20 protein-coding genes are annotated in these 24,977 nt (G+C 73.4%); 12 read left to right on the top strand and 8 right to left on the bottom strand.

Going from position 1 to position 24,977, the window contains the following annotated elements; genetic code table 11:
• The first annotated feature begins 199 nt into the window (after positions 1–199).
• From PV796_RS17115 to PV796_RS17075, 9 genes are all read left to right on the top strand, one after another.
• Positions 200–778, top strand: coding sequence for an acyl carrier protein (locus PV796_RS17115; protein WP_274914129.1), 579 nt, complete (start codon positions 200–202; stop codon positions 776–778).
• A 61-nt stretch (positions 779–839) separates the two neighbouring features.
• A complete protein-coding gene (locus tag PV796_RS17110) occupies positions 840–2,207 on the top strand; it encodes a beta-ketoacyl-[acyl-carrier-protein] synthase family protein (protein WP_274914128.1) in 1,368 nt (455 codons plus the stop codon).
• A gap of 8 nt (positions 2,208–2,215) precedes the next feature.
• Complete coding sequence (locus tag PV796_RS17105; RefSeq protein ID WP_274914127.1) at positions 2,216–3,409, top strand: beta-ketoacyl synthase N-terminal-like domain-containing protein; 1,194 nt, start codon at positions 2,216–2,218, stop codon at positions 3,407–3,409.
• Positions 3,406–4,683, top strand: a complete 1,278-nt coding sequence (locus PV796_RS17100) for a beta-ketoacyl-[acyl-carrier-protein] synthase family protein (protein ID WP_274914126.1) — start codon at positions 3,406–3,408, stop codon at positions 4,681–4,683. The genes PV796_RS17105 and PV796_RS17100 overlap by 4 nt, the downstream gene beginning before the upstream one ends.
• Positions 4,673–6,040: a beta-ketoacyl synthase N-terminal-like domain-containing protein gene (locus PV796_RS17095; RefSeq protein ID WP_274914125.1), complete on the top strand. Its 1,368-nt coding sequence runs from the start codon at positions 4,673–4,675 to the stop codon at positions 6,038–6,040. Before PV796_RS17100 ends, PV796_RS17095 begins: the two co-directional genes overlap by 11 nt.
• Positions 6,041–6,053: 13 nt before the next feature.
• Positions 6,054–8,957 (top strand): aminotransferase class III-fold pyridoxal phosphate-dependent enzyme, encoded by a 2,904-nt coding sequence (locus PV796_RS17090; protein ID WP_274914124.1) that lies wholly within the window; start codon positions 6,054–6,056, stop codon positions 8,955–8,957.
• Between the two features lie 100 nt (positions 8,958–9,057).
• Positions 9,058–9,804: a 3-oxoacyl-ACP reductase family protein gene (locus PV796_RS17085; protein WP_274914123.1), complete on the top strand. Its 747-nt coding sequence runs from the start codon at positions 9,058–9,060 to the stop codon at positions 9,802–9,804.
• 10 nt (positions 9,805–9,814) lie between these two features.
• On the top strand, positions 9,815–10,645 hold the full coding sequence (locus PV796_RS17080; protein WP_274914122.1) for an SDR family NAD(P)-dependent oxidoreductase: 831 nt from the start codon (positions 9,815–9,817) through the stop codon (positions 10,643–10,645).
• On the top strand, positions 10,635–11,468 hold the full coding sequence (locus PV796_RS17075; RefSeq protein ID WP_274914120.1) for a thioesterase II family protein: 834 nt from the start codon (positions 10,635–10,637) through the stop codon (positions 11,466–11,468). The genes PV796_RS17080 and PV796_RS17075 overlap by 11 nt, the downstream gene beginning before the upstream one ends.
• Positions 11,469–11,514: 46 nt before the next feature.
• Here the strand turns inward: PV796_RS17075 and PV796_RS17070 are convergent, their stop codons facing one another.
• The 6 genes from PV796_RS17070 to PV796_RS17045 all read right to left on the bottom strand — a co-directional run bounded on the left by PV796_RS17070 (position 11,515) and on the right by PV796_RS17045 (position 19,281).
• On the bottom strand, positions 11,515–13,071 hold the full coding sequence (locus PV796_RS17070) for a TraM recognition domain-containing protein (protein WP_274914119.1): 1,557 nt from the start codon (positions 13,069–13,071) through the stop codon (positions 11,515–11,517).
• A gap of 119 nt (positions 13,072–13,190) precedes the next feature.
• Complete coding sequence (locus tag PV796_RS17065; RefSeq protein WP_274919073.1) at positions 13,191–14,648, bottom strand: ATP-binding protein; 1,458 nt, start codon at positions 14,646–14,648, stop codon at positions 13,191–13,193.
• A gap of 47 nt (positions 14,649–14,695) precedes the next feature.
• A complete protein-coding gene (locus PV796_RS17060; RefSeq protein ID WP_274914117.1) occupies positions 14,696–16,261 on the bottom strand; it encodes an SCO6880 family protein in 1,566 nt (521 codons plus the stop codon).
• Positions 16,258–17,556, bottom strand: coding sequence for a hypothetical protein (locus PV796_RS17055; protein WP_274914116.1), 1,299 nt, complete (start codon positions 17,554–17,556; stop codon positions 16,258–16,260). Before PV796_RS17055 ends, PV796_RS17060 begins: the two co-directional genes overlap by 4 nt.
• Entirely contained in the window at positions 17,546–18,400 is an 855-nt protein-coding gene (locus PV796_RS17050) for a hypothetical protein (RefSeq protein WP_274914115.1), read from the bottom strand. Before PV796_RS17050 ends, PV796_RS17055 begins: the two co-directional genes overlap by 11 nt.
• Before the next feature lie 572 nt (positions 18,401–18,972).
• Positions 18,973–19,281, bottom strand: coding sequence for a hypothetical protein (locus tag PV796_RS17045; protein ID WP_221906050.1), 309 nt, complete (start codon positions 19,279–19,281; stop codon positions 18,973–18,975).
• A gap of 519 nt (positions 19,282–19,800) precedes the next feature.
• Between PV796_RS17045 and PV796_RS17040 the strand changes: the two genes are divergently transcribed.
• Positions 19,801–20,805: a bifunctional lytic transglycosylase/C40 family peptidase gene (locus PV796_RS17040; RefSeq protein WP_274914114.1), complete on the top strand. Its 1,005-nt coding sequence runs from the start codon at positions 19,801–19,803 to the stop codon at positions 20,803–20,805.
• Positions 20,806–21,023: 218 nt separating this feature from the next.
• Positions 21,024–21,755: a phosphatase PAP2 family protein gene (locus PV796_RS17035; RefSeq protein WP_274914113.1), complete on the top strand. Its 732-nt coding sequence runs from the start codon at positions 21,024–21,026 to the stop codon at positions 21,753–21,755.
• 91 nt (positions 21,756–21,846) lie between these two features.
• Here PV796_RS17035 and PV796_RS17030 read toward each other — a convergent pair whose 3' ends face one another.
• Both PV796_RS17030 and PV796_RS17025 read right to left on the bottom strand, forming a co-directional pair.
• Positions 21,847–23,433, bottom strand: coding sequence for an FAD-binding oxidoreductase (locus tag PV796_RS17030; protein WP_274914112.1), 1,587 nt, complete (start codon positions 23,431–23,433; stop codon positions 21,847–21,849).
• A gap of 233 nt (positions 23,434–23,666) precedes the next feature.
• The gene (locus tag PV796_RS17025) at positions 23,667–23,852 is read right to left on the bottom strand and encodes a hypothetical protein (protein WP_274914111.1); all 186 of its coding nucleotides are present in this window, start codon (positions 23,850–23,852) and stop codon (positions 23,667–23,669) included.
• 172 nt (positions 23,853–24,024) lie between these two features.
• Here PV796_RS17025 and PV796_RS17020 point away from each other — a divergent pair, with 172 nt between their 5' ends.
• Complete coding sequence (locus PV796_RS17020) at positions 24,025–24,897, top strand: hypothetical protein (protein WP_274914110.1); 873 nt, start codon at positions 24,025–24,027, stop codon at positions 24,895–24,897.
• Positions 24,898–24,977 lie beyond the last annotated feature (80 nt).

Genomic DNA, 24,977 nt, shown 5'->3' with positions numbered 1-24,977 from the left:
CGACTGAAATTCGGCGCGACGTCACCAAGGCTCGCCGAACGGGCTCCTAGTATCGCGCATTCATCGCGCTACGCGTTTTCCGAAGCCGGTGGAACGCGCGTGAAAACACGCTGCCGAGTAATTTCTGCTGCCGTTTTCCGGGAATTTTCATGGCCGGTCGACGGTGGTGTCGAAAGCGCTCAGAAACAAGGAGAGAGCCATGCAGAACCCCTATGCGGCCGAGCAGATCCACGACATCGTGCGGGAGGGGTTGGCCCAGGTCCTGGGCACCGACGTCGACGAGATCACCGCGGACGCCACCCTGGTCGGCGACCTGGGCGCGGAATCCCTCGACCTGGTCGAATTCCGCTTCGAGATGGAGACCAAGCTGGGCGTGACGCTGCCCAAGTCGAATGTCCTGGACCAGCTCGCCAACGCGCTCGGCGGCTCCGAGCGGCTCTACGACGAGCGCGGCGGGATCACCGAGCTCGCCGCCGACGTGCTGCGCCGCAGCGCCTTCGGCTACTCCGTGGAGCAGGTGCACGCCGGCCAGCGGCCGCACGAGGTCGCCGCGGCGGCCACCAGCGCGCACTGGGCCGCCTTCACCCACGCGATCTTCGACCACCTGCCCGAGCAGTGCACCGAATGCGGCGCGGACAAGGCCGAGTTGGCGGCGTCCGGCAAGGCGATCTGCGCCGGCTGCGGCGCCGCGCTGGAGGCGGCCACCGGTGACGAGGTGATGGCCGAGGGCGTGCGGGCCGCGCTCGTCGCCGTCGGGGACGCCCAGCCCGTCGGCTGACCGCAGCGAGGCCGGTGCGGAAGGCGTCGCTCGTCGTGCGAGTCGTGCGAAAGGAAAGCAAGTGACACCCCACTCAACCAACGGGGCCGAACTCCCGACCAACGGGTCCGGGCCCGTGGCCCACGGGGCCGAACACGAGGTCGTGGTGACCGGGATCGGTCTGGTCGCCGGGCAACTCACCGACCCGGAGGCGCTGTTCGAGCACCTCGCGGAAGGACGCACGCTCATCACCGAGCACCCGCTCCACTCGGAGTGGGGCGTCCCCTGCGCCGTCTCGGCGCACCTCGACCCCGAGGTCCAGCGGGAGCTGGCCGGGGCGGCGCCGGCCGAGGCCGGGCCGCTGGGGCCGGCCGGCGTGCTCGCCTGGCACGCCGCCGCCCAGGCGTGGGAGCGCAGCGGACTGCCGCGGCGGCTGGAGACCGAGCGCGGCGGCGTCTTCCTCGCCTGCAACCGCATGGTCATGGAGCCGGCCGAACTCTCCGCGCTGGCCGCCCACGTGGACCACGACGCCGGCGCCCTGGACCTGGACGGCTACCTGGACCGCCTCGACGACGCCGGCACCGACGGCGGGCTCGACCCGCACCGGCACCAGAAGGTCCAGCCGGACACCGCCACCGCCGCGCTCGCCGACTACTTCGGCGCGACCGGCGTGCTGGAGACCCGCGCGGACGCCTGCGCCGCCGGCGGCATGGCCATCGGCAGCGCCTACCGCTACCTGCGCAGCGGCGTGCTCGACGTGGCGCTGGCCGGCGGCGCGGAGACGCTGACCACGCTGGCCGCGGTCACCGCCTTCTACGGGGTGGGCGCCCTCGCCCCGGCCGAGGGCAAGGAGCCCGGCGCGATCAGCCGGCCCTTCGACAAGGACCGTTCGGGCTTCGTCATCGGGGACGGCGCGGCCTTCCTCGTCCTGGAGTCCCGGGCGCACGCCGAGGCGCGCGGCGCCCGCATCCTGGCCAGGGTCGCCGGGTACGCCGGGGTGACCGAGGCCGGCAAGATGACGTCCAGTTCGCGGGACGGCTCGGACTACGCGGTGTGCATGCGGGCCGCGCTGACCGACGCCGGCCTCGCCCCCGAGGACATCGACCACATCAACGCCCACGGCACCTCGACCGAGGCCAACGACACCTGTGAGGCGGCGGCCCTGCACACCGTCTTCGGGGCGCGGGTCGGCGACGTCCCGGTCACCGGCAACAAGTCCGCGATGGGGCACTCGTTGGCCAACAGCGGGGCGGCCGAGGCGGTGCTGTCGGTGCTCAGCCTGCAGCACCAGACGCTGCTGCCGACGCTCAACTTCGCCGAGCCCGACGAGGTCACCGCCGGGCTGGACGTCGTCACCGAGCGGCGCCCGGCACGGGTGCGGGCGGTGCTGTCCAACTCCTTCGGTTTCGGGGGCCAGAACTGCTCCCTGATCCTGGCCCAGGCGGGGTGAGCGCGGCCATGACGACGCACGACGTGCGACTGACCGCGCCCGGCCTCTACACGGCCGCCGGCACCGACCCGGGCGACCTGTGGGAGGCCCTGGTCGCCGGCAAGGACACCCGGCGGCCGGTTGCGGAACTCGCCGGCCCCTGGCCGGAGTTCGATGCCGCCTACTTGGTGGACGACCCCGACGCGGCCACCCTCGGCGTGCACCGCAGGGTGCTGCGCACCTCGGAGAAGCAGGCCCGGATGGCGCTCTACGGGGCGCGGTTGGCCCTGGCCGGCCCGGCGGAGGCCGGTCCGGTGGGCGGTCCCGGTTGGGGGCTCTACCTCGGACTGCCCACGGTGGACGAGGAGTTGCTGCGGTTCAGCGTGCTGGAAGGGCTGCACCGGGCCGCCGGTTCGCCGGCCGAGGTGGCCGCCCTCTACGGCCGGGAGGTCCCGCCGTTCAGCGGGCTGTCCCACCTCAACAGCACCGCGGCCGCGCACATCTCGGCGGTCTTCGGGCTGACCGGGGCGATGGCCGCGTACTCGCCGTTCTCCGACGCGGGCCTGACGGCCCTGATCGACGGGGCGCTGTCGATCGCCGAGGGGGAGAACGAGGCGGCGCTGATCGGGGCGGTGAGTCCCAAGGTGCATCCGCTGCTCTTCGTCCAGTACGAGGAGTTGGGGTGGAACGGGGCCGTCCCCGGGGAGGGCGCGGCCTTCCTGCTCGCCGAACGGGCCGACGGCGGCCCCGACCGCACCGACGGCCCCCGGGCGGGCGCCGCGGCCCCAGGGGCGCGGCTGGCCGGCTACGGGCGGGCCTTCGGCGCCGCGGAGGAGGACCGGGCCGAGGCGCTCGCCGAGGCCGTCCACACGGCCCTGGAGATGGCCGGCACGGACGCCGACGGGATCGGCTGGGTGCTGCCCGACGCCGCCTGGACGCACACCACCGCACGGGCCCAAGAGGCCGCGCTGGACCGGGTCTTCGCCGGCGCCGCGGAGCGGCCCGCCCACTTCACCGGCGAGCGGGCCACCGGGGTGCTCGGCCCCGCCCACCCGCTGGCGCACACCCTGCTGGCGCTGCACGGCCTGGCCATCGGCCGGCGGCTGGTCGCCGACGGCGACGCGGCCCGCGAGGAGCCGCTGCCCGCCCCGCGGGCCCTGGTGCTGGCCTGCGGCGCACGCGGCCAGGTGGGCGCCGTCGTACTGGAAGGAGCCGAGAAATGAGCCGCCGCGTCGTGGTGACCGGGCTGGGCGCCGTCTGCGGACTGGGGCTCGACTGGGAGACCATGTGGGAGGGCCTGACCGCGGGCCGCTCCGCGATCCGCGCCTGGCAGTTGCCCGGCGCCCCGGACTTCCCGGTGCGCTACGCGGCGCCGGTCGACGACGCGGCGTTCGCCGCGCGGTACGGCGCCGACGAGGGCCCGAAGGGGCCGCTGGAGCGGCGCGCCCGGTTCGGGCTGGCCGCCGCCGCACAGGCGCTGGCCGACGCCGGCGTCGCGGACCCGGGCGCGATCGGCCGGATCGGCACCGCCGTCGGCTCCGGCGTGCCCGAGCGGGACCCCTACGAGCTGCTGCACGCCATCGGGGAGGACGGTCGGCCCAGTTGGCGCACGCTCTTCGAGCGGCGCGACCAACTGGACCGCGCCAGCGGCCTGTTCTGCACCAACGACGCGCTGGCCGCCGGGATCGCCGCCCGTCACCGGCTGCGCGGCCCGGCGCTGAACTTCTCCACCGCCTGCGCCGGGGCCACCCACGCCATCGGCCACGGCTACCGGATGATCCGGCGCGGGGAGGTGGACGCGATGCTGGTGGGCGGCGCCGACTCGGTGCTCAACCTGCCGACCATGACCGGGCTGCACCTGCTGGGCGCCCCGTCCACCTCGGAGCTGTTCGGGGACCGGCTGTGCCGGGCCTTCGACCGGGACCGCAGCGGGCTGGTGGCCGCCGAGGGCGCCGCCATGCTGGTGCTGGAGAGCGAGGAGAGCGCCCGCCGGCGCGGCGCCACGGTCTACGCCGAACTGGCCGGTTTCGGCAGCTCGTTGGACGCCTACCAGGTCACCGCCCCGCACCCGGAGGGCCGGGGCGCCGCGCTGGCGATGCGCCGGGCGCTGGCGGACGGCGAGGTGGCGCCGGAGGCCGTGGACTCCATCAACGCGCACGGCACCTCCACCCCCCTGAACGACCCGATCGAGACCCGGGCGATCAAGGACGTGTTCGCGGCCGGCGAGCACTACCGGAAGCTGGCGGTCACCGCCAACAAGACCATGCTGGGCCATCTGATCGCCGCCGCCGGTGCGCCCGAGCTGATCGCCACCGTGCTGTCCGTAAGGGACGGCATCGTGCCCCCGACGCTGAATCTGGAGAACCCGGATCCGGCCTGCGACCTGGACTACGTGCCCGAGAAGGCGCGGTACCAGGAGGTGTCGGTGGCGGTGAGCAATTCCTTCGGCTTCGGCGGCCTCAACGCCAGTCTGGTGGTGCGTGGTTATGAGCACTGACATCGATTCGAGCACCGAGACCCGGCCCGGAGCCGGGCACGGTGCGCCCGACCCCGGCGCCTTCGACCCCGACGCGATCGTCGTCACCGGCATCGGCGCCGTACTGCCCACCGGGCGCGGGCCCGAGGCCCTGTGGACGGCCTGGCGCGAGGGCCGGTCCGCGCTCGTCCCCTACCAGGACCCCTACGTCCGGACGAAGAAGATCACCCACTTCGGGCACGTGCCCGCCGACCTCCAGCAGGCCAGCCGGGACAGCGTCCCCCACAAGCTGCGGAAGTTCGGCACCGCGTTCACCTTCAACGCGGTGCTGGCCGCCGAGGACGCCATGCGGGCGGCCGGCGAGGGCTGGCAGGCGATCCCCGAGGAGCGGCGCGGGCTCTACGTCGCCCAGGACGACTCCACCGAACTGAGCGTCGCCGCCTTCCACAAGGCGCTCGACCAGGCCCGCACCGACACCTCGCCGGGGATGGGCGCGGACCTGACCCGGGTGGTGGCCGAGGCGTTCGGCAACGCCGCCACGTTCAACCCGTTCACCGTCATCCGGGCGCTGAACAACAACACCCTGGCGCTGGTCAGCATCGCCCAGCGGTTCCGCGGCGACTGCGCGGCCTTCGTGCAGGACGCCGGGGCGGCCCTCGGGGCCCTCCAACGGGCCGCGTTCAGCCTCCGCCACGGGGACTGCGACACCGCGCTGGTGGTCGGCGCCGGCAGCTTCAACGAGCCGCTGAAGCTGGCCGCGCAGCACCGCGCCGGCAACCTCACCGCCGGCGGCCGCGGCGCCGCCTCGCTGCGCAGCTTCGACGCCGAGCGGGACGGCACGGTGCTCGCCGAGGGCGCCGTCGCGCTGGTCCTGGAGCGGGCCGGGGACGCCGCGGCGCGCGGCGCCCGCGCCCTGGTCACGGTGTTGGGCGCGACGCTGCGGCCGACCGTGGACAGCGGCGTCGGCCCGGCCGCACTGGCCGAGAGCGCCCGCGGCCTGCTGGCCGCGCACGGCGTGACGCCGGAGAGCCTCGGCGCGGTCCTGGCCGACGGCAAGGGCACCGTCCACCACGACGCGGCCGAGACCGAGCTGCTGCGCGTGCTGCTGAAGGACTCCGGCGTCCCGGTCAGCTCCGTGCGGCCGGTCACCGGCACCCTGGGCGCCGCCGGCCCGCTGGCCGAACTGGCGCTGGCGCCCAGTCTGTTCGCCACCGGTGAGCTGCCGCCGATCGCGCACCTGGAGACCCCGCCGGACGGTGGCACCGACTTCGTCACCGGCGCGCCCCGGAAGCGGCGGATCGACTCCGTCCTCAGCCTGCACAGCAGTTTCAACGGGTTCGCGGGCGCCCTGCTCGCCGAGCGGCCGCACCTCGTCTAGGAGACACCAGTCCATGTCAGCAACACACGCGTTCACCGAGTACGTGCAGCCCCAGATGGGCCGGGTGTTCACCGCCCTGGGACTGGACGTCGAGTACGAGCGGGCCGAGGGCAACACCCTCTACCACCGCGATGACCAGGGCGAGTTGGTACCGGTCCTGGACCTGATGGGCGGCTACGGCTCGCTGATCCTCGGCCACAACCACCCCGAGATCGTCGCGCACGCCAAGGAGCTGCTGGACCAGCAGCGCCCCGTGCACGCCCAGTTCTCGCTGCGCGGCGAGGCCGGCCGGCTCGGCGCCGCGCTCAGCGACGTCGTCCGCCGGGAGACCGGCATCAAGGAGCCGTACCTGGCCACCTTCGGCAACAGCGGCGCCGAGGCCATTGAGGCGGCCGTCAAACACGCCGAACTGGTCCGGGTGACCCGGGCGGCGGCGCTCGCCGAGGAGGCCGCCGCCCACCTGGAGGCCGCCGGCGCCGCGCTGCGCCGCGGGACGGCCACCGTCGATGCCGACGCCTACCAACTCCCGGCCCTCCAGGGCCAGATCACCCCCGCCGCCGGTGTCGAGGCGCTGCTCGCCGCCGTCGGCGCGCACAACGCGGCGGCGCTGGCCACCAAGCCGCTCTTCCTGGCCCTGGAGCGGTCCTTCCACGGCAAGCTGGTCGGCAGCGTCCAGCTCACCTACAACGCCGGCTTCCGCGCCCCGTTCCAGAACCTCGGCACCCGGGTCCGCTTCGTCCCCATGGACCGGCCCGAGCTGCTGGACCGGATCGCCGAGGACGAGCGGGTGGTGCTGCTCGACGCCGAACTGGCCGACGGCCGGGTGCGGATCGTCGAGCGGGACTTCCCGGCCCTCACCGCCTTCCTCGTCGAGCCGGTGCAGGGCGAGGGCGGCATCCACGCGCTCACCGCCGAACAGGGCCGCGCCATCCGGCTGTTCTGCAACAAGGTCGGCACCGCCCTGATCATCGACGAGGTGCAGAGCGGCATGGGCCGCTGCGGCGCCTTCCTGGCCAGCTCGCTGATCGGGCTGCGCGGCGACTACTACACGCTGTCCAAGTCGCTGGGCGGCGGCCTGGCCAAGGTCTCCGCCATGCTGGTCCGACGGTCGCTGTACCAGGGCGAGTTCGACCTGATCCACAGCTCGACGTTCGCCATGGACGACTTCTCCTCGGCCATCGGCCGCAAGGTCGTCGAGATGCTGGAGGCCGACGACGGGCAGGTCTACCGCCAGGTCACCGAGCGCGGCGAGCGGCTGCTGGAGATGCTCGCCGACCTCAAGTCGGCCTACCCCGACGTCATCGAGGACATCCGCGGCAAGGGCCTGTTCCTCGGCGTCCAACTGCGCGAACAGGGCGAGGCCCGCTCCATGGTGCTGCGCGGCAGCGCCTACACCGGCGCGCTGGGCTACCTTCTCTCCGGCTACCTGCTGCGCCAGGAGCGGATCCGGATCGCGCCGACCGGCAGCGCCGGCAACGTGCTGCGCATCCAGCCGTCCGCGCGCCTCACCGACCAGGAGATCGAGCGGCTGCGCGGCGCCCTGGACCGGCTCTGCCGCATCCTGCGCTACGAGGACACCCTGCACCTGGTCCACCCGGCCAGCGACCGGACGATCCCCAAGCCGCGGGCCGAGATCCGCGACTTCCGCGGTGCGATCGAGGGCTACGAGCAGGGCGCGCCGCGCGACATCACCGGCCCGGTCCGCAAGGTGGCGTTCGTCAACCACCTGATCACCCCGGCCCACCTGCGGCAGGTGGACCCCGCGCTGGCCGACCTCAGCGACGCCGCGCTGCGCTCCTTCGTCCTCGGCATGGAGCCGGTGAAGAAGGCCGCGCCGTACCCGGGCGTGCGGATCGACTCGCCGCTGGGCAGCGCCGTGGAGTTCGCGCTCTACCCGCTGATGGTGGGCTCCGAGCAGATGGGCCGCTACCTGGCGTCCGGGGACGTGGCCGGAATCCGGGCGGACGTCGAGGAGCGGGTGCAGGCGGCCCGCGCGGACGGCTGCGAGGTTGCCGGCCTGGGCATGTACACCTCGATCGTCACCAACAACTGCACCTCGCTCAACGTCCCCGGCATCGCCTTGACGTCGGGCAACGCGCTGACCGTCGCGATGGGCGTACGGGCCATGGAGCGCGGCGCGCGCGACCGCGGCTTCGAGGTGGCCGACGCCACGCTGGCGGTGGTCGGCGCGGCCGGCAACATCGCCTCCGTCTACAGCCAGCTCTTCGCCGAGAAGCTCGGCAAGATCGTGCTGGTGGGCAGCCGGCGGGACGGCTCGGCGCGGCGCCTGCGGAACACCGTGCACGGCATCTACCAGGAGTGCTGGGCGCGGATCGCGGCCGGCGGCGAGCTGACCGGCATCCCGGCCCGGCTCGCCGAGGAGCCGCTGATCACCAAGTGGCTGGCCGACGGGGCGTCCGCCGAGGGCGCGGGCGACGCCGACCGCGGCAAGGCGATCGCCGCCTACCTGGAGGAGCGGTACGGCACGGACCCGTTCCTGACCGTCGCCCAGGACACCGAAGCGCTCCGCGAGGCGCAGTTGGTGCTGTGCGCCTCCAACAGCCCCGAACCGTTCCTGACCGGCGAGCACTTCGCGAGGGACGCGGTGGTCTGCGACATCGCGGTGCCCAACAACGCGGTGCCGGACCTGGCCGAGCAGCGGCCCGACCTGGCGTACATGCTCGGCGGCATCGTCGCCACGCCCAACGGCGAGGGCCTGCACCCCTCCGCGCGGGCGTTCCTGGAGGCCGGCCAGCTCTTCGCGTGCATGGCGGAGACCGCGCTGATGGGCCTGGCCGGCATCGACCGGCACTACTCCTACGGGAACATCAGCCGCCAACAGGTCATCGACATCGCCGCGCTGGCCGACGCCCACGGGCTGCGGCTGGCCGACTACAAGAGCGCGCACTCGGTCTGAGCCCCGGGCGCCGCACGCGACCCGTCGCAGGTATCGCACCGCGTGCGGCGCCCGGCCCATGTGCCGTACGCCCCAATGGACTTGAGAGGACCCAAGCGTCATGGAATTCGCAGGCCAGGTGGCACTGGTGACCGGCGGCAGCCGGGGCATCGGGCGCGCCATCGCCGTCAGACTGGCACAGGAGGGCTGCGACATCGCCCTCAACTACCGCAGCGCGACCACCGAGGCGGAGCAGGTCGCCGAGCAGATCGCCAAGCTGGGCCGCAAGGTCGAGCTGTTCCAGGGGGACGTCTCCGACCCCGAGGTGCCGCAGCGGATCGTCGCCGGCGTGCGCGCCTCCTTCGGGCGGCTCGACGTGCTGGTCAACAACGCCGGGATCACCCGCGACGAACTGCTGGTCAACCAGGGGCTCGCCGACATCCAGGACGTGCTGGCCACCAACCTCGTCGCCCCCATGCTCACCGTCCAGGCCGCGGCGCCGGCGATGCTGCGCCAGCGCTACGGCCGGATCGTCAACATCTCCTCGTCGGCCGCCTCCAAGCCGGGCCGCGGCCAGTCCAACTACGCGGCCGCCAAGGGCGGTCTGGAGTCCTTCACCAAGGCGATGGCGGTCGAGCTGGCCTCCCGGGGCATCCTCGTCAACGCGGTCGCCCCCGGCGTGATCACCACCGACATGACCGACACCATCCGCGCCCACGGCGAGGACGAGATCATGAGCCGGCTGCTGCTGAAGAAGTACGCCGAACCCGAGACGATCGCCGACGCCGTGGCGTACCTCGCCAGCCCGCGCAACACCTACACCACGGGTGAGGTACTGCACGTCGACGGCGGCCTGAAGATGGCGTGAGGGGACGACCATGAGCGAACTGGACACCGCTGCCACGGCCACCCCCGGGACCGAACGGCGGCCCGTGCCGGGCGAGTTGGCCGGGCGGACCGCGGTGGTCACCGGCGCCGCCCAGGGCATCGGCCGGGAGGTGGCCCTGCTGCTGGCCGATGCCGGCGCCGGCCGCCTGGTCCTGCTCGACCGGGACGCCGCCCAACTGGACACCGTCGCCAAGGAAGTCCGCGAGCTGGGCGCCGAGGTCACCCCGCTCGTCGCCGACCTGCGCGAGCGGGACGCGGTCCGCGGGGCCCTGCGCAGCTCGCTGCGCGCCGCCGGGCCGCTGCACATCCTGGTCAACAACGCCGGCGTCGCCGACGAGAACGGCCCGGACGACGAGGAGACCTGGCTGCGAGTGCTGGACATCAACCTGCACGGCACCTTCGCGGTCACCGCCGCCTGCCTGGAACACCTCGTCGATCACGGCCGGATCGTCAACGTCTCGTCGATCCTCGGCAAGGCCGGCAAGATGCGCAACACCGCCTACTGCGCCTCCAAGCACGGCCTGATCGGCTACACCAAGGGCCTCGCCCTGGACCTGGCGTCCCGCGGCATCACCGTCAACGCGGTGCTGCCGGGCTGGATCGACACCCCCATGCTGCGCCGGGAGATCGCCGCCTCGGCGGAGGAGATCGGCGCCGACCCGGCCCGGATGCTGCGCCAGGCGCGCAAGTCCATCCCGCTGCGGCGGCTGGTCGAGGCGCGCGAGGCGGCCGAGTTGATCGGCTTCCTGGTGTCGGACCGGGCGGCGGCCATCACGGCGCAGTCGCTGACCGTCGACGGGGGGTACACCCGTGGCATGTAGCGCGCCCGCCCTGCCGCGGCCCCGTACGGCGCCCGCCGCGGACCCGTGGCTGCGCCGGCTGCGCCCGGGGCCGGCGCACCCCGCGGCCGCGGCCGCCCGGATCGTCTGCTTCCCGCACGCCGGGGGCGGCGCCGGCGCCTACCGGCGGCTGGCCACCGCGGTCGCCGCCCGCACCGCCGACGCCCGCCCGCACGAGCTGCTCGCGGTCCAGTACCCGGGCCGCAACGACCGGATCCGCGAGCCCCGCATCGAGGAGCTGACGGAGCTGGCGGCCGGCGCGCACCGGGCGCTGGCGCCCCTGGCCGACCGCCCGTTGGTCCTGCTCGGGCACAGCATGGGCGCCCTGGTGGCCTACGAGACGGCCCGCCTGTTGGAGCGCGACGGCCTGCGCCCCGCGCACCTGATCGCCTCCGGCGCCTGGGCGCCCACCCGGGTGCGCGGCGGCACCGTCCACCTCCGGGACGACGACGGGCTGATCGAGGAGATCCGGCGCACCCAGGGGACCGACCCGCGGCTCCTGGACCACCGGGACGTGCTGGCCATGGCGCTCCCGGTGGTCCGCAGCGACTACAAGGCCGTGGAGACCTACCGGCACCGCCCGGGACCGCCGTTGGCCGCCCCGGTCACCGCGCTGACCGGGGACCGGGACCCGCTGGTGAGCATCGACGAGGCGGCGGCCTGGGCGGAGCACACCACCGGCGGCTTCCGGCTGCGGGTCTTCCCCGGTGGCGACCACTTCTATCTCACCGACCACTGGGCCGAGTTGGCCGACCACCTGGTCTCCGCCCCGCCGCGCCCGCTGGCCGCGCTGGCGGCCCCGTAACCCCCGGCCCGGTCCGTGGAGGGGGCCGGGGGCCGGCCCGTCCCGCTCAGGCCGTCGCGAAGTCCTGCGACCAACGGGCCCGGGCCTGCTCCCGGGAGCGCATCGTGGCCAGCGTCAACAGGCCGCGCTGCCGGCCCGTTTGGAGGAGTTCGGGCAGCGCGGGCAGCGGGGCGAGCGCGGCGATGTCGTCCAGGACGAGGGTGAGTGGTGGGTCGAGCCGACCGGCGGATGACCGTTCGGCCATGCGGCGGCCGTGCTCGACCACGTGCGAGAGGAGTGCGGTGAGCAGCGGCATCGCACCCGGGTCGGTGCGCGGGTCCTCGATGGACTCGCCCACCAGGTACAGCGTTCCCCCTTCGGCGACGAATGATTCGAGGGCGAGCGCATCCGATCGCAGCGGATTGCTGGCGTCCCGGATGTGCACCGAGGACAGCGCGGTCAGTGTGCGCCCCACCAACTCCTTCGCCCTCTCCCGGCGTTCGGTGTGCGCGGTGAGCACCGACTCCAGCTCGCCGGCCTGCCCGCTGGACGCCTTGGGGTTGGTCCGCAGGATGCGCACCGGCTCCTGGGCGCCGCCCGCCGCGTGCGCCCAACGGTGCAACTGGCGGAACGGGCGGCCGTCCAGCGCCGCGGCGTGCAGCCAGCAGCGCAACAGGGTCTGTGCGGCGTCCGCGAGCGCCGCGTCCAGGGTGCTGGCCGGGCGGACCGGGGCCAGCAGCGCGGCGGCCCGGGCGGTGGCGGTGACGATGTCCTCGCAGCCCGCGGTGGGCGACCAGCGCAGCCGGGCCGGGGTGTCCAGGCGGTGCGTGGGGTCGTAGGCCAGCAGCGGCCCCAGCTTGGCGCGGGCGTCCTTGGTCTCGGCCCAGAGCGCGGGATCGGTGGTGGCGACGACCAGGGGGCCGGGCGCCGCGGTGGCGGCGGCCAACGCCGCGGCCACCGCGGCGGCCCGCTCGCGGTCGAACTGCAGCCGGGGAAGGGCCGGTTCGGCGGCCGGGGCCGCCGCGACCGCGGGTGCGTCGGCGGCGCGCTGTTCGGGCACCGGCTCGGCGACCGGCGGTGCCGCCGCCGGAGGGGACGGCGCCGGACTGGCCGGCGCCACAGCGGTCTCCGGGACTGACGGTGCCACCGGGACCGAAGGGACCGCCGGTGCCACCGGAGCCTGCGGGGCGGCGGGTTGCGGCGCGGGCTGCGCCACCGGCGCCCCCGCACCCTCCGCCGCCTCGGGCGCCACCCCGCGCGCCCCCGCCGCCCGCGGCCCCGCGCCGGCCCGTTGAGCCCGCCGCGTCGCCCGTACGGCCCGGTACCGGGTGACCGTCCCCAGCACGAAGATCGCCAGCACCAGCAGCACCATCAACTCGCCGACGAACAGCCCCCAGAACAGGCCGTAGCCGGGCAGTTGGCCCTTCGGCGCGTCGGGCCAGGCCGCCGCGATGTCGTGCGGCGCGGAGACCAGGTGCGGCAGCGCCAGCGGCGTCCCGCCGTAGGTCACCCCCGACGGCCAACCGCCGTGCGCCAGCAGCCCGGCCAGGCCGGTCGCCGTCCACACCACCAGGGTCAGGCCGAGCAGGAAGCCGATCAGCCCCACCAGCAGCGCGTCGGGCACGCCCCGGCTCCGGGGCCGGCCGCCCCCGCGGCCGTGGCCATGACGCCCGCCCCGACCGTCCCCCCGGTCGTCGTACGGACCGTAGCCGCGGCCGTACCCGTCCTCGTCGTCTCCGCGCGTCACGCCACCGTCTCGCTCGACTCGTCCCGCAACTGCCTTTCCATCGCGATCGCTTCGGCCCGCGCCTCGGCCTCGGCGTCCGCCGCCAGCGCCAGCGCGCGCGCCTCGTCCGTTGGCAGCGGCGACGACTCGGTCATCGCCCGGTCCGTGTAGACCAGCGGACGCTCGGCCTCGGTGATGAGGTGCTTGACCACCTGGACGTTGCCGTTGACGTCCCAGACGGCGATGCCCGGCGTCAGCGTCGGAATGATCTCCACCGCCCAGCGCGGCAGCCCCAGCACCCGCCCGGTGGCGCGCGCCTCGTCGGCCTTCTGCGCGTAGATGGTCCGGGTGGACGCCATCTTCAGGATCGCCGCCGCCTCCCGCGCCGCCGCCCCGTCCACCACGTCGCTGAGGTGGTGCACGACGGCCACGAAGGACAGGCCCAACCGGCGGCCGAACTTCAGCAGCCGCTGGAAGAGTTGGGCCACGAACGGCGAGTTGATGATGTGCCACGCCTCCTCGACCAGGAAGATCCGCTTCTTGCGGTCCGGCCGGATCCAGGTGTGCTCCAGCCACACGCCGACGATCGCCATCAGGATCGGCATCGCGATGGAGTTCCGGTCGATGTGCGAGAGGTCGAAGACGATCAGCGGCGCGTCCAGGTCGATGCCGGCGGTGGTCGGGCCGTCGAACATCCCGCGCAGGTCGCCGTCGACCAGCCGGTCCAGCACCAGCGCCACGTCCAACCCCCAGGCGCGGACGTCGTCTATGTCGACGTTCATCGCCTCCGCGGAGGCCGGCTCGGGGTGCCGCAACTGCTCGACGATGTCGGAGAGCACCGGCTGCCGGGGGCCGCGCGCGCCGCCGCCAGCCCCCTCCACCTCCTCGTACTGGCTGAGCACTGCCGCGTGCGCGACCTTCAGGGCGAAACCGGCACGCTCGTCCAGGCCGTGCCCCATGGCGACCTCGATGATCGTCCGGAGCAGGGCCAGTTGGCCGGTGGTGGTGATCGAGGGGTCGAGCGGGTTGAGCCGGATCCCGCCGTTGAGGGCCGCCGTCGGGTCCAGCCTGATGGGCGTTATTCCCAGCTCCTCGGCGATCAGGTTCCACTCGCCGACGCCGTCCTCGCCCTGCGCGTCCAGCACCACGACCTGCCGGTCCCGGAAGCGGAGCTGCCGCAGGACGTAGGTCTTCTCCAGCGCGGACTTGCCGTTGCCGGACTCGCCCAGCACCAGCCAGTGCGGCGCCGGCAGTTGCTGCCCGTAGAGCTGGAACGGGTCGTAGATGTAGCCCTTGCCGGAGTACACCTCGCGCCCGATGATCACGCCCGAGTCGCCGAGGCCGGGCGCCGCGGTCGGGAGGTAGACCGCCTGCGCCTGGCCGGTGGAGGTGCGTACGGGCAGCCGTGTCGTCTCCACCTTCCCGAACAGGAAGCTGGTGAAGGCTTCGGTGAGGGCACCGAGCGGATCGAACATGGCCATGACGTACGCGCCTCCCTGGGCTGTCAGCGGCGTTGGCGGCGTTAGCGGCGGATTCCGGTCGCGAACGGCAGGGTGTTCACGAACGCCCGGTGGTGCTCGCGGTCGCACCACTCCAGCTTGAGGTAGGACTTGCCGGCGGAGGCCCGGATGGTCCGCTTGTCGCGGGCCAGCGCCTCGGGCGAGCGCGACGAGACGGTGAGGTAGCCGACGAGGTTGACCCCGGCCGCGCCGGACGCCAGGTCCTCGCCGCGCTGGTCCACCCGCCCGTGGTGCGCCACGTCCCGCGGGTCCACCACCCGGTTCATCTTCGCCGCCCGGCTGGCCTCCGCATCGTCGTTGGTCTTCTCCGTCAGCATCCGCTCGATCGCCACCTCGGTGGGCTCCAGGTCCATGCAGACCGCGACCGTGCGGATCACGTCCGGGGTGTGGACCAGCAGCGGCGCGAGGAAGTTGACACCCACCGGGGTCAGCGGCCACTCCTTGACCCAGGCGGTGGCGTGGCACCAGGGCGCCCGCGTCGACGACTCCCGGGTCTTGGCCTTGAGGTACGTCGGCTCGGTCGCGTCCAGCTCGGCCGGCCAGGCGTTGCCCTTGCTCATCGCCTGGATGTGGTCGATCGGGTGGTCCGGGTCGTACATGGAGTGCACCAGGGACGCCAGCCGCGCCTGCCCCAGCGGCTGGCGGACCCGGATGTCGGCCTCCGTCAACCGGGCGCAGATGTCGGTCAGTTCACGGGCCATCACCACCGCCAGCCCGGCGTCCCGGTCCAGCTTCCGGCGCAGCAGCCCGCCGCGCTGGGCGGCCGCGGCCCGGGCCATGGTGACCGCCTCGGCGGCCAGCTCCCGGTTGTAGTGCATGCACGCGACCAGATAGGCCCGGTGCTGCTCCGAGGAGGTCGACACCATCGACTGCAACTGGTCGTAGGACTCCTGCAGCCAGCGCGGGGAGTTGACGTCTCCCCGTTGGGTGACGTCCTTGGCGTGCGCGTCCGGGTCGGCGGGCAGGGTGCGCGCCAACATCTGGAGCCGCGTCACGAAGCCGTCCCCGTTGGCGACGTGCTTGAGCAGCGTGCCGAACCGGTCGACCAGCGCCTCCTGGTCCTCGCTGTCGCGCAGCCCGACGCCCGGCCCCTCGATCTCGATCGCCGCGGTCACCGTCCGCCGGTCGGCGTGCAGCAGCACCGCGATCTCGTCCGGCCCGAACGGCGCCGACAGCCAACTGATCCGCCCGATGCCGGGCGGTGGCCCGATCTCCACTTCCCTCCCGTCCAGTCGCACGCCGGCCTCCATCGCCCCGGAGCGGTACACCGCCCCTCCCTTGCGCACGGTACGGCGGAAACTCCGCCGGATCTCGAACCACTTGTAGAAGGTGCGCCCCCGGTACGGCACGTAGACCGCGGCCAGCCCCAGCATCGGGAAGCCCGTGAGGCTGGCGATCCGCAGCGGCAGCGAGGGCACCAGCAGCCCGCACATCATGCCGAGGAAGGCGCCGGCGATGATCAACGTGATCTCGCCGGTCTCCCGGTTCTTGCCGATGGCGGCATTGGGCCGGGCGCGGCCGATCAGATACGTGCGCCGCGGCGCGATCGGCTGGGACGGCGTGCTCAACGCCCCTCACCTCCTGGTGTGTTGCCGGTGCGTGGGACGCCGGTACCGGGGTTGCTGCGGGGCGCCGGTGTGCTCGGGGCCGACCGGGAGCCGTGCGCGGCGACCCCGCCGGCCACCGCGTCGGCCGGCCGGGACTGCCCGCCCTGCGCGCCGCCCCCGCCGTCCCCGCCCGAGCGGCGGGAGCTGTGCGTCTTGATGCCCTGCGACACCAGCGCCGCGGGCGACGAGATCATCGCGGCCGCCTGACTGCCGTCGGTGGCCCGCCCCTTGCTCGTGCGGGCCGACACCATCTCGTCGCCGAAGCCGGGCACGAAGCGGTAGATCACCGCGCTCGCGAAGATCGCCAGGATGATGATGGCGAGCCCGGACACCACGGCCGAGAAGGAGTTCGGCCCCTTGTCCCCGGACAGCGCCCCGGCGATGCCGAGCACGATCACGATCACCGGCTTCACCAGGATCACCGCGATCATGATCCCGGCCCAACGGCGCACGTGCCCCCACATGTTCTTGTCGACCAGCCCGGCGTACACCACGGTCCCGAGCAGCGCCCCGACGTACAGCAGCGCGGCCCGGACCACCAGCTCCAGCCACAGCACACCGGCGGCCAGCACGGACACCAGCGACACCACGATCAGCATGATCGGCCCGCCGCCGATGTCCGTCCCCTTGGTCAACGCCTGCGAGAACGACCCGAAGAAGGTGTCGGTCTGCGCCCCCGTCCCCTTGGCGATGATCTCGGTGACGCCGTCGGTCGCCGACACCACCGTGTAGAGGATCAGCGGCGTGAACGCGGACGCCAGCACCGTCAGCCACAGGAACCCGACCGCCTCACTGATCGCCTCCGTGAGCCGCACCCCGCGCACGGCCCGCTTGGCGACGGCGAGCAGCCACAGCACGAGCGTGAGCACGGTGGACGCGGCGAAGACCACCGCGTACTGCCGCAGGAACGCGGAATTGGTGAAGTCCACCTGCGAGGTCGCCTTCACCGCCTCCGACAATTTATCGACAATCCAGGCCGCAGCTTTGGCACACCCCTTGGCCAGCGAACCCAGGGGATCGAGGGGGTTGTTGTCGAGGGGGTTGTCGGTCGGCAGTTTGGGCCCGCCGGCGCCGGGCTTGTCGCCGGTCTCGCAGAATTGTTTGGCCGCGCCGGGAACGAGGTTGCAGGTGTCGCCGGAGGGCTTCGGGCTCGGGTCGGCGAAGGCCCGGGTCGCGAAGAGGACCGCCCAGGTCTGGAGCGCCACCACCACGGACACGCGGGACAGCGTGCGCCGGCGATGCGGATTACCGGGCATAGGTGAAACCTCCGTACCCTGCGACCGCTCCCGCGATCTCCTTCGCGCCGGACGCGGGAACGTCACCGCTGACCGGCGCCGGACCGTTCTTCTGCGCGTAGCCGACCGTCTTCCAGTCGCTTCCGGTCCAGGACAGCTTCATGGTGAAGGTGACCCAGCTCGTGGTGACCGGCTTGGTGGAACCCTCGCCGGCCAGGCCCAGCAGCCCGGTGCACCACACCTCGACGGTCGCCTCGGAGGCGGAGAAGGCGGTGGACTTGGTGCCGACCGGGATGGTGCGGTAGACGAACGTCGTCCCGGCCGGGGCGGTGCCGTCCGGCTTCAGCCCGGCGTTCTTGAAGAACTGCGGCGAGTAGAGGTTGTCCAACTTGGTCTGGAAGCCGTCCACGACCGACGGCGCCATGACCGTGCCGACGACCTCGTGCCGTTGGTCGTGGTTGAACATCGCGCTGGAGCCCAGCGCCACCACATAGTTGGCCGCCGCCGACTGTGCCCCCTGTTCGGTCTTCGGGAAGCCGGAGGCGATGCTTCCGGTCTTGCCGGAGACCGGCTTGGTGCCGGTGGGGGCGGTCGGCTGGGCGGCCGCGCCCCGGTCCTTGCCGGAGCCGCCGGAGCCGGAGCCCGTCTCGTCGTTGCCGCTGCCACCGCGGTTCGCGAAGGCGATCGCCGCGATCAGCAGGACGACCACGCCGACGACCGTGATGAGGTTGCGGCTGGAGAGGGTGGACCGGGTGCGGCGGGGCGGGCCGTAGGCGTCGCCCTCGCCGTCGGGGAGTCTGGTCCTGGTCTGGCCCGTGCCGGAGCCGTGGCCGTCGCCGTAGTCCCCGTCGTCGCCGATGCTCATCGCTCCCGTGCCCCCTCTGCCGCCATCGCCGCTGCCGCCCTCGCCGTCCCTGCCGTTGGTGTGCCGCCTTCATATGACCGTAGCCGCGTGGGCGCCGGCTCGGGTGAAGTGGTACGAGTACATCTCACCGTGACGGTTCCTCAGTTGCTGAGCGGCGGAGGCGAATGGGGGACTCTGGGCGGTTTGTGCCCGTCCGTCGAACGCCCGCCGCGGGCTGCTGGTCTCCGGAACCACCTGTCCCCGCGACGCGGCCGGCCCAATCGGCCCGCTGGTGGTGGGCGTGGGCACGTCGTGGCTCGGGTCCCCGCGAACCGGGATGAAGGAGCGTCAGCATGGGGCCTCGGACCGGGGGGTGGGACGTGCGGGGGTACGGGAGGGCACGGGACGGCGGAGAGGGGACGGGCGGGGGCGCATGCGGAGCGGCACGGGGACGGGCGCGTGCCGACGTGCGCGGTGTGCCGACCGGTGGTGGCGGGCAGGGCCGGGGTGGTGGCCGGACCGCCGGGCGTCCGGACGGGCCCGCGGCCGGTGGTGCCGGGCCGCCGGGCCGTCCGCGGCGGGCTGCCGGTCGGCTAGACGGCCATGCCGTAGACGATGGTGAACAGCGTGCCCAACGAGCCGATGATGAAGACCCCGGTGAGGCCGGCCACGATCAGGCCCTTGCCCTGCTCGGCGCTGAAGGTGTCGCGCAGCGCGGTGGCGCCGATGCGCTGCTTGGCGGCGCCCCAGATGGCGATGCCGAGGCAGAGCAGGATCGCCACCGCCATGATGACTTCGACCATCACGCGGGCCTCGTTGCCCAGGCTGCCGAACGGTCCCCAGTCCGGGGCGATTCCACCGATGATGGTGGTGATGTCGCCCTTTTGGGCTGCAATGAACATGTGTGAACTCACCGCCCCTTTATGGATAGTTGCCCGACCGTGCCGCACGGCACGGATTCAGTCTCTATCTTCGCTGACAAAGACGCCATCAGATGTCGACTCGGCGGCTTTCTTCGACGGATCCGGTGGGAGTGCCGTGTGTACGGCCCTCTTCGCGCCCCGCCAGGCGCCATTGTCTCACCGTGTGTATCACGGGCGATAACGCTGGGCAACGACTGTCTGTCGTTGATTGTCAAGGATGGTGAGGGGCTGTCAGGGGCGGGGTTTCTGCGGGTGGGGGCCTGGCGGCGGTTGGCGCGGGGGAGCGGTGTCTGCTGGGGCCGGGCGCCGAAGGTAGCCGACGGGTGTCGAAGGCGGCCGACGGAGCGTCAAGGGCCCTGTGGGTGCGCCGATGTGACGCGAATCGCACACCGTTCGAAGCGCCCCGTGCGCCGGTCCGTGCGCCGCGGTGCGGCGGCCCCGCGCGCCGAGGCCGACGAAAGGGCTGTGAACCGGGCCTGAATGGGGGAGGGTTGGGGGGTGCGGAAATTCTGGGTTACCAGCGGGCTCGGGGTGGGGCTGATGCTCTGCCTGGTCGGGCTGCTCGTGATCGGTACGTACGGGGCGGCCGCCGGGCTGGCCGGGGCCACCGGCCGGGCGGTCGGGCTGGCCAAGGGCGCGGTGCCGGCCGCGTACCAGTCGCTGGTGCAGAAGTGGGGCACCCTCTGCCCGGCCCTCAGCCCGGCGCTGTTGGCGGCGCAGCTCTATCAGGAAAGCGGTTGGAACCCGCGTGCGCAGAGCCCCGCGGGCGCCCTCGGCATCGCGCAGTTCCTCCCCGAGACGTGGGCCACCCACGCCGTCGACGGCAGCGGCGACGGCAAGAAGGACATCTGGGACCCGGCGGACGCCATCCCGTCGGCCGCCTCCTACGACTGCGAGTTGGCCCGCTATGTGAAGGACGCGCCGGGCGATTCCACCGCGAACATGCTCGCCGCGTACAACGCCGGCGCCTACCGCGTCATCCAGTACAACGGTGTCCCGCCGTACGGCGAGACGCAGAGCTACGTGAAGAGCATCACGACCCTGGCCAAGAGCTTCGAGGCGCCGACCGCCCCGGTGGCGTCCTCCCAGCAGGCGTCGGCCGCCATCTACTACGCCCAGGAGAAGCTGGGCACGCCCTACCTGTGGGGCGGCAACGGCACGGCGGACGACGGCGGGCGGTTCGACTGCTCCGGGCTGACCAAGGCCGCGTACCACGCGGTGGGCATCGAGCTGCCGCGGGTGGCCAACGACCAGTGGAACGCCGGCCCGCACCCGAGGCGGGACGAACTCCTCCCGGGGGACCTGGTGTTCTTCGCCCACGACCTCAACGACCCGCGGACCATCCACCACGTGGGCATCTACGTGGGCGGCGGATACATGATCAACGCGCCGTACACCGGGGCGGTGATCCGGTTCGACAAGATCGACCAGCCCGACTACATCGGCGCGACGCGCGTGACGTCCGATGGCGCGAAAGCGCTGCCCACCGGGAGCGGTGCTTGACCATGGGTTCTGAACTGCGGTGATGTGTCAAGTTCCGATAACGTCCTGGTGATCATCCCGTGGAGAGTGGAACGCCGGAGGTGGGTGGCGCGTTTCCTTGGCGTGGGAACGCAAGCACCCTGTCGACGGTTCGCGCTCGACGGCCACACAGATCGGCAACGGGGGTTGGTAGCACGTAGGCGGCGCACGCGCGCGCGGAAGATAAGGGGCCACGGCAGATGGCTGGACTCGCATTCGAGGGGCCCAACCCCGATGTCGACGTGCTCGACGGCATCAACGGCCTCGCGAAGCACGCCCCGCAAGGGGTGAACCGCGCGATGGAGTTCATCGGTGAGTACGGCCTGATCGCCGCCCTCGGGGTGCTGTGTCTGCTCGCCTGGTGGTCCGCCCGCCGCAAGCCCGAAGGGCTGGCCGCGATCGCCGGGTTGGTGTGGGCGCCGCTGGCCGCCGGGCTGGCGCTGCTGGCCAACGTCCCGATCCGCGGCTTCGTCGAGCGGCCGCGGCCGTTCAAGGACCATGCCGGCCTTGCGGTGTTGGTCCCGGGCAAGAGCGACTTCTCGTTCGTCAGCGACCACGCCACGCTCACCATGGCCGTCGGCGTCGGCCTGTTCGTCGCACACCGCCGCTTCGGGCTGATCGGCATCGGGCTGGCGCTGCTGGAGGGCTTCTGCCGGGTCTACCTGGGCGTCCACTACCCGACCGACGTGATCGGCGGGTTCGCCCTCGGCACGGCCGTCGCGCTGCTGCTGGCGCCGCTCGCGCAGGCGCTGTTGGTGCCGCTGATGACGGCGGTGGAGCGCTCCCCGCTGCGGTGGCTGGTGCGGGCGCGGGGAGTGACGGCGGAGCCGGCCGCGGACGGGCGCGGCGCGGAGTCCGGGCCGGCTCCGGTGGTCAGCGCCGAGCCGGCGCTGCACCGCCACGACGAGCGGGACAAGGACCTGGCGGCCTGACGGCGACCGACGGCACCGACGGAACGCGGCGCGAGGGCCCGGCCCCTGGAGCGGGGGCCGGGCCCTCGGCGTTCTCGGGCGGGCGGGGCGCTCAGAGGGCCTGCGCGAAGGTGCTGAACAGCCGCTGCGGGTCGTAGGTCTGCTTGACCTTGTCGAGCCGGGTGGCGGCCGTCCCGTAGTAGGCGGACTTCCAGTCGGTCAGGGCGGCGTCGGTGTAGTTCTGGTAGGCGGCGCCCGAGGAGTGCCGGTGCATCGCGGCGTGGAAGCCGTTGAGCCAGGCGGTGCCGGCGGCGCCGGTGCCGGTGGCCGACCAGGACGTCAGGTACTGGGCGAGGAAGCGGGAGCGGCGGTGGACGAAGGCGGTGTCGCCGGTGCCCACGCGGTTGATGGCGCCGCCCAGCGCGGTGAGCGCGACGTTGCCGGCGACGCCCTTGCGGCCGCCGGCCTCTATTTGGGAGAGCAGGGTCTGGATGCCGGCCGCGGACAGCGAGCGGTCGAAGAAGTGCGAGCGGGCGGCGTAGGTCTCCCGGCCCAGGGTGCCGGCGCCGCTGTGGCCGGGGAGCGTGCCCGGCATGTGGCACTGGGCGTTGGACTTCTTCGAGCAGCCCGCGTACGCCTCCATCGCCTCCAGGTAGCCGATCGGGGTGAGGCTGACGCGGCTGGCCGGGCCGGGGCCGCCGGGCTGGTCGGCCAGCTTGTCCACGGCGTTCTGGAGGTCGCGGTGGCTGCCCAGGGAGAAGGCCGCGACGGAGACGCCCGGGGTGCCGCCCGGCCGGGCGTCGAAGTGGGCGGTGGACCATATCTCGTCGGCCTGGTCCGGGCCCCACTTCTGCCAAGAGCCCAGCACCGCCGCGGCCTTGGCCCACGGCCAGGTCATGTACGCCATCACCGCGCGGGGCGCCGGGTGGGTGCGGAAGCGCAGTTCGGTGACCACGCCGAAGTTGCCGTTGCCGGCCCCGCGCAGCGCCCAGAAGAGGTCGGGGTGGTGGCCGGCGTCGCAGTCGACGGTCTTGCCGTCGGCGGTGACGACGGTGGCGCCGACGAGGCTGTCGCAGGTCAGCCCGTACGCGCGGGAGACCACGCCGTGGCCGCCGCCGAGGGTCAGGCCGGATATGCCGACGGTGGGGCAGGAGCCGCCGGGTATCGTCACGCCGTGCGCGCCCAGGCCCTCGTAGACGTCGATGAGCTTGGCGCCGGCGCCGATCCGGGTGGTGCCGCCGGAGGGCGCGCCGACCTTGTTGAGCGCCGAGACGTCGATGATGAGCTTGCCGTTGCCGCTGGAGAAGCCCGCGTAGGAGTGGCCGCCGCTGCGGATGGCCACGGGGGTGTCGTAGCGGCGGGCGAAGGCCAGGCACTCCGCGATGTCGCCGGGGTGCTTGACGTAGGCGACGGCGGACGGCTTGAGGGCGTCGAAGCGGGTGTTGTAGAGGCGTCGGGCGGTGGCGTAGGAGGCGTCGGAGGCGCGTATCAGGTCGCCGTCCAGGCCCTTGCCGAGTGCGCTCCAAGCGGCCTGTGTGGTGGGGGACTTGGCGGCGGCCGCGGTGTTGACGGTGCCGCCGGCCGCGCCGCCGGAGGAGGCCGCGGCGAAGGCGCCGCCGGGCCCGTCGCAGCCGGTGGTCCAGGCGAGCGAGGCGGTCGTGAGTCCGCCGCCGGCCATCAGGAGTGTGCGCCGCTTCACTGGGATGAATCCCCCTTGGTTGTCGTACGGTCCGGCCCCTGCCCGGCCGGTCCGGCCGGCCGGTGGTCGCGGGGCGTGTGCGCTGGGGCGCCGTACCTGGCGGGACCGGCCGGGGTGCCCCCGTGCACGGGTGGCGTCCGGTTTGCGAGTGAAGTCCGTTGCCCAGTGGTGCTGTTGCGCCCTCACTCCTCAGATGCGGCGCGAGGGGTGGTGGGTTCCCGGAACGGACCGGGTCATTCCACGGGGCGCCCGGGACCGGCGTCGTCGGCGCCCCGCACCGAGGCCAGATGGCGCTCGGCGTCGGTGCGCGCCTGGGAGCGGGCGCGGCGGGCCATCCCGGTCCAGCCGCACGCGCAGCGCGCCAGGCAGAAGGCACCGCGCTCGGTGGTGGAGGTCTGATGCGGGACGCGTTCGGGCACCCGGCCACGCTACGCGCCCCAGGTGGCGTTGCGTGACGAGGCCCCGGAACGGTCGTTGAACGGATCGGTCGACGCACCGTCAGACGAGCCGGCGGCGGGACGTGTGACCGTCCCGAGCGGACCGGCCGGCCCAGGCGGTCCCGAGCACGAGCGGCCGAGGGGGCTCGTACGCATGGTGGTGCAGGACAGGCGAGTCGGCGCGGTCGCCGCGGCCGTGGCGTGCGGGACGGGGCTGATGGCGGGGCTGCTGGCGACGACGGGCTGTTCGTCGGAGGGGGCCGCGGCGGACGACCAGGCGCAGCCGGTGCGCGCCGCGGTGCGGGCGACGGGCGCGGTGGAGCTGCGGCGTGGCATCGAGGAGCTGGTCCGGGCGGGCACCGCCAAGGTGCGGACGGCGATGGAGACGGTCAGCGGCGGGACGCGGGTGGCGATCCGGGGTACCGGGGGCTATGACTTCGCCGCCGGCAGCGGGCAGTTGAGGGTGGTGCTGCCGGATCTGAAGGGCAAGCCCAGCGGCGGTCACCAGCCGATCACCGAGATCCTGGCGCCCGGCGCGCTGTTCATGAAGAACCGCGGGGCGGGGGTGCCGGCCGACAAGTGGGTGCGGGTGGACACCGCGGCGCTGACCGACGGGAATCTGGTCACCGGCGGGGCGACCGATCCGCTGGCCGCCGCCGAACTGCTGCGCGGCGCGCGGGAGGTGACGTACCAGGGGCAGGAGCGGCTGGGCGGGGTCGTGGTGCGGCACTACCGCGGGACGACCGATCTGACCGCGGCCGCCGGGGCGGCGTCGGCGCGCACCCGGCCCGCGCTGGTGGCGGCGGAAAAAGGGTTCACCACCGCGCTGGTGCCGTTCGACGCGTATCTGGACGACGCCGGGCGGCTGCGCAAGGTCCGCCAGCGGTTCCGCTTCGCCAACGGGGCGCCGAAGGGGGCGGCCGTGACGTCGACGACCGTGTTGTACGGGTTCGGCAGCAGGGTCGCGGTGCGGCTGCCGGACCGGCGCGACATCTACACCGGGAAGATCGCCTCGGCGCCCTCGTAGGCCGCGGCGTCCGCGCCGGCCCTCCCGCCGGAGCGGAAATGGTCCTTCCGTGCCATGTGCGGGGCGGGCGGCCCTCCTTA

Source organism: Streptomyces sp. WZ-12 (assembly GCF_028898845.1).
Lineage (GTDB): Bacteria > Actinomycetota > Actinomycetes > Streptomycetales > Streptomycetaceae > Streptomyces.
Note: the sequence above shows the minus strand (reverse complement) of the source record. Positions and strands in the feature narration are given on the sequence as shown.

Excerpts from the sequence above, each read along its gene's own strand:
- PV796_RS17115 (WP_274914129.1), top strand. The coding sequence starts at position 200 with ATGCAGAACCCCTATGCGGCCGAGCAGATCCACGACATCGTGCGGGAG.
- PV796_RS17105 (WP_274914127.1), top strand. The coding sequence starts at position 2,216 with ATGACGACGCACGACGTGCGACTGACCGCGCCCGGCCTCTACACGGCC.
- PV796_RS17100 (WP_274914126.1), top strand. The coding sequence starts at position 3,406 with ATGAGCCGCCGCGTCGTGGTGACCGGGCTGGGCGCCGTCTGCGGACTG.
- PV796_RS17095 (WP_274914125.1), top strand. The coding sequence starts at position 4,673 with ATGAGCACTGACATCGATTCGAGCACCGAGACCCGGCCCGGAGCCGGG.
- PV796_RS17090 (WP_274914124.1), top strand. The coding sequence starts at position 6,054 with ATGTCAGCAACACACGCGTTCACCGAGTACGTGCAGCCCCAGATGGGC.
- PV796_RS17085 (WP_274914123.1), top strand. The coding sequence starts at position 9,058 with ATGGAATTCGCAGGCCAGGTGGCACTGGTGACCGGCGGCAGCCGGGGC.
- PV796_RS17080 (WP_274914122.1), top strand. The coding sequence starts at position 9,815 with ATGAGCGAACTGGACACCGCTGCCACGGCCACCCCCGGGACCGAACGG.
- PV796_RS17065 (WP_274919073.1), bottom strand. The coding sequence starts at position 14,648 with ATGTTCGATCCGCTCGGTGCCCTCACCGAAGCCTTCACCAGCTTCCTG.
- PV796_RS17055 (WP_274914116.1), bottom strand. The coding sequence starts at position 17,556 with ATGCCCGGTAATCCGCATCGCCGGCGCACGCTGTCCCGCGTGTCCGTG.
- PV796_RS17050 (WP_274914115.1), bottom strand. The coding sequence starts at position 18,400 with ATGAGCATCGGCGACGACGGGGACTACGGCGACGGCCACGGCTCCGGC.
- PV796_RS17045 (WP_221906050.1), bottom strand. The coding sequence starts at position 19,281 with ATGTTCATTGCAGCCCAAAAGGGCGACATCACCACCATCATCGGTGGA.
- PV796_RS17035 (WP_274914113.1), top strand. The coding sequence starts at position 21,024 with ATGGCTGGACTCGCATTCGAGGGGCCCAACCCCGATGTCGACGTGCTC.
- PV796_RS17020 (WP_274914110.1), top strand. The coding sequence starts at position 24,025 with ATGGTGGTGCAGGACAGGCGAGTCGGCGCGGTCGCCGCGGCCGTGGCG.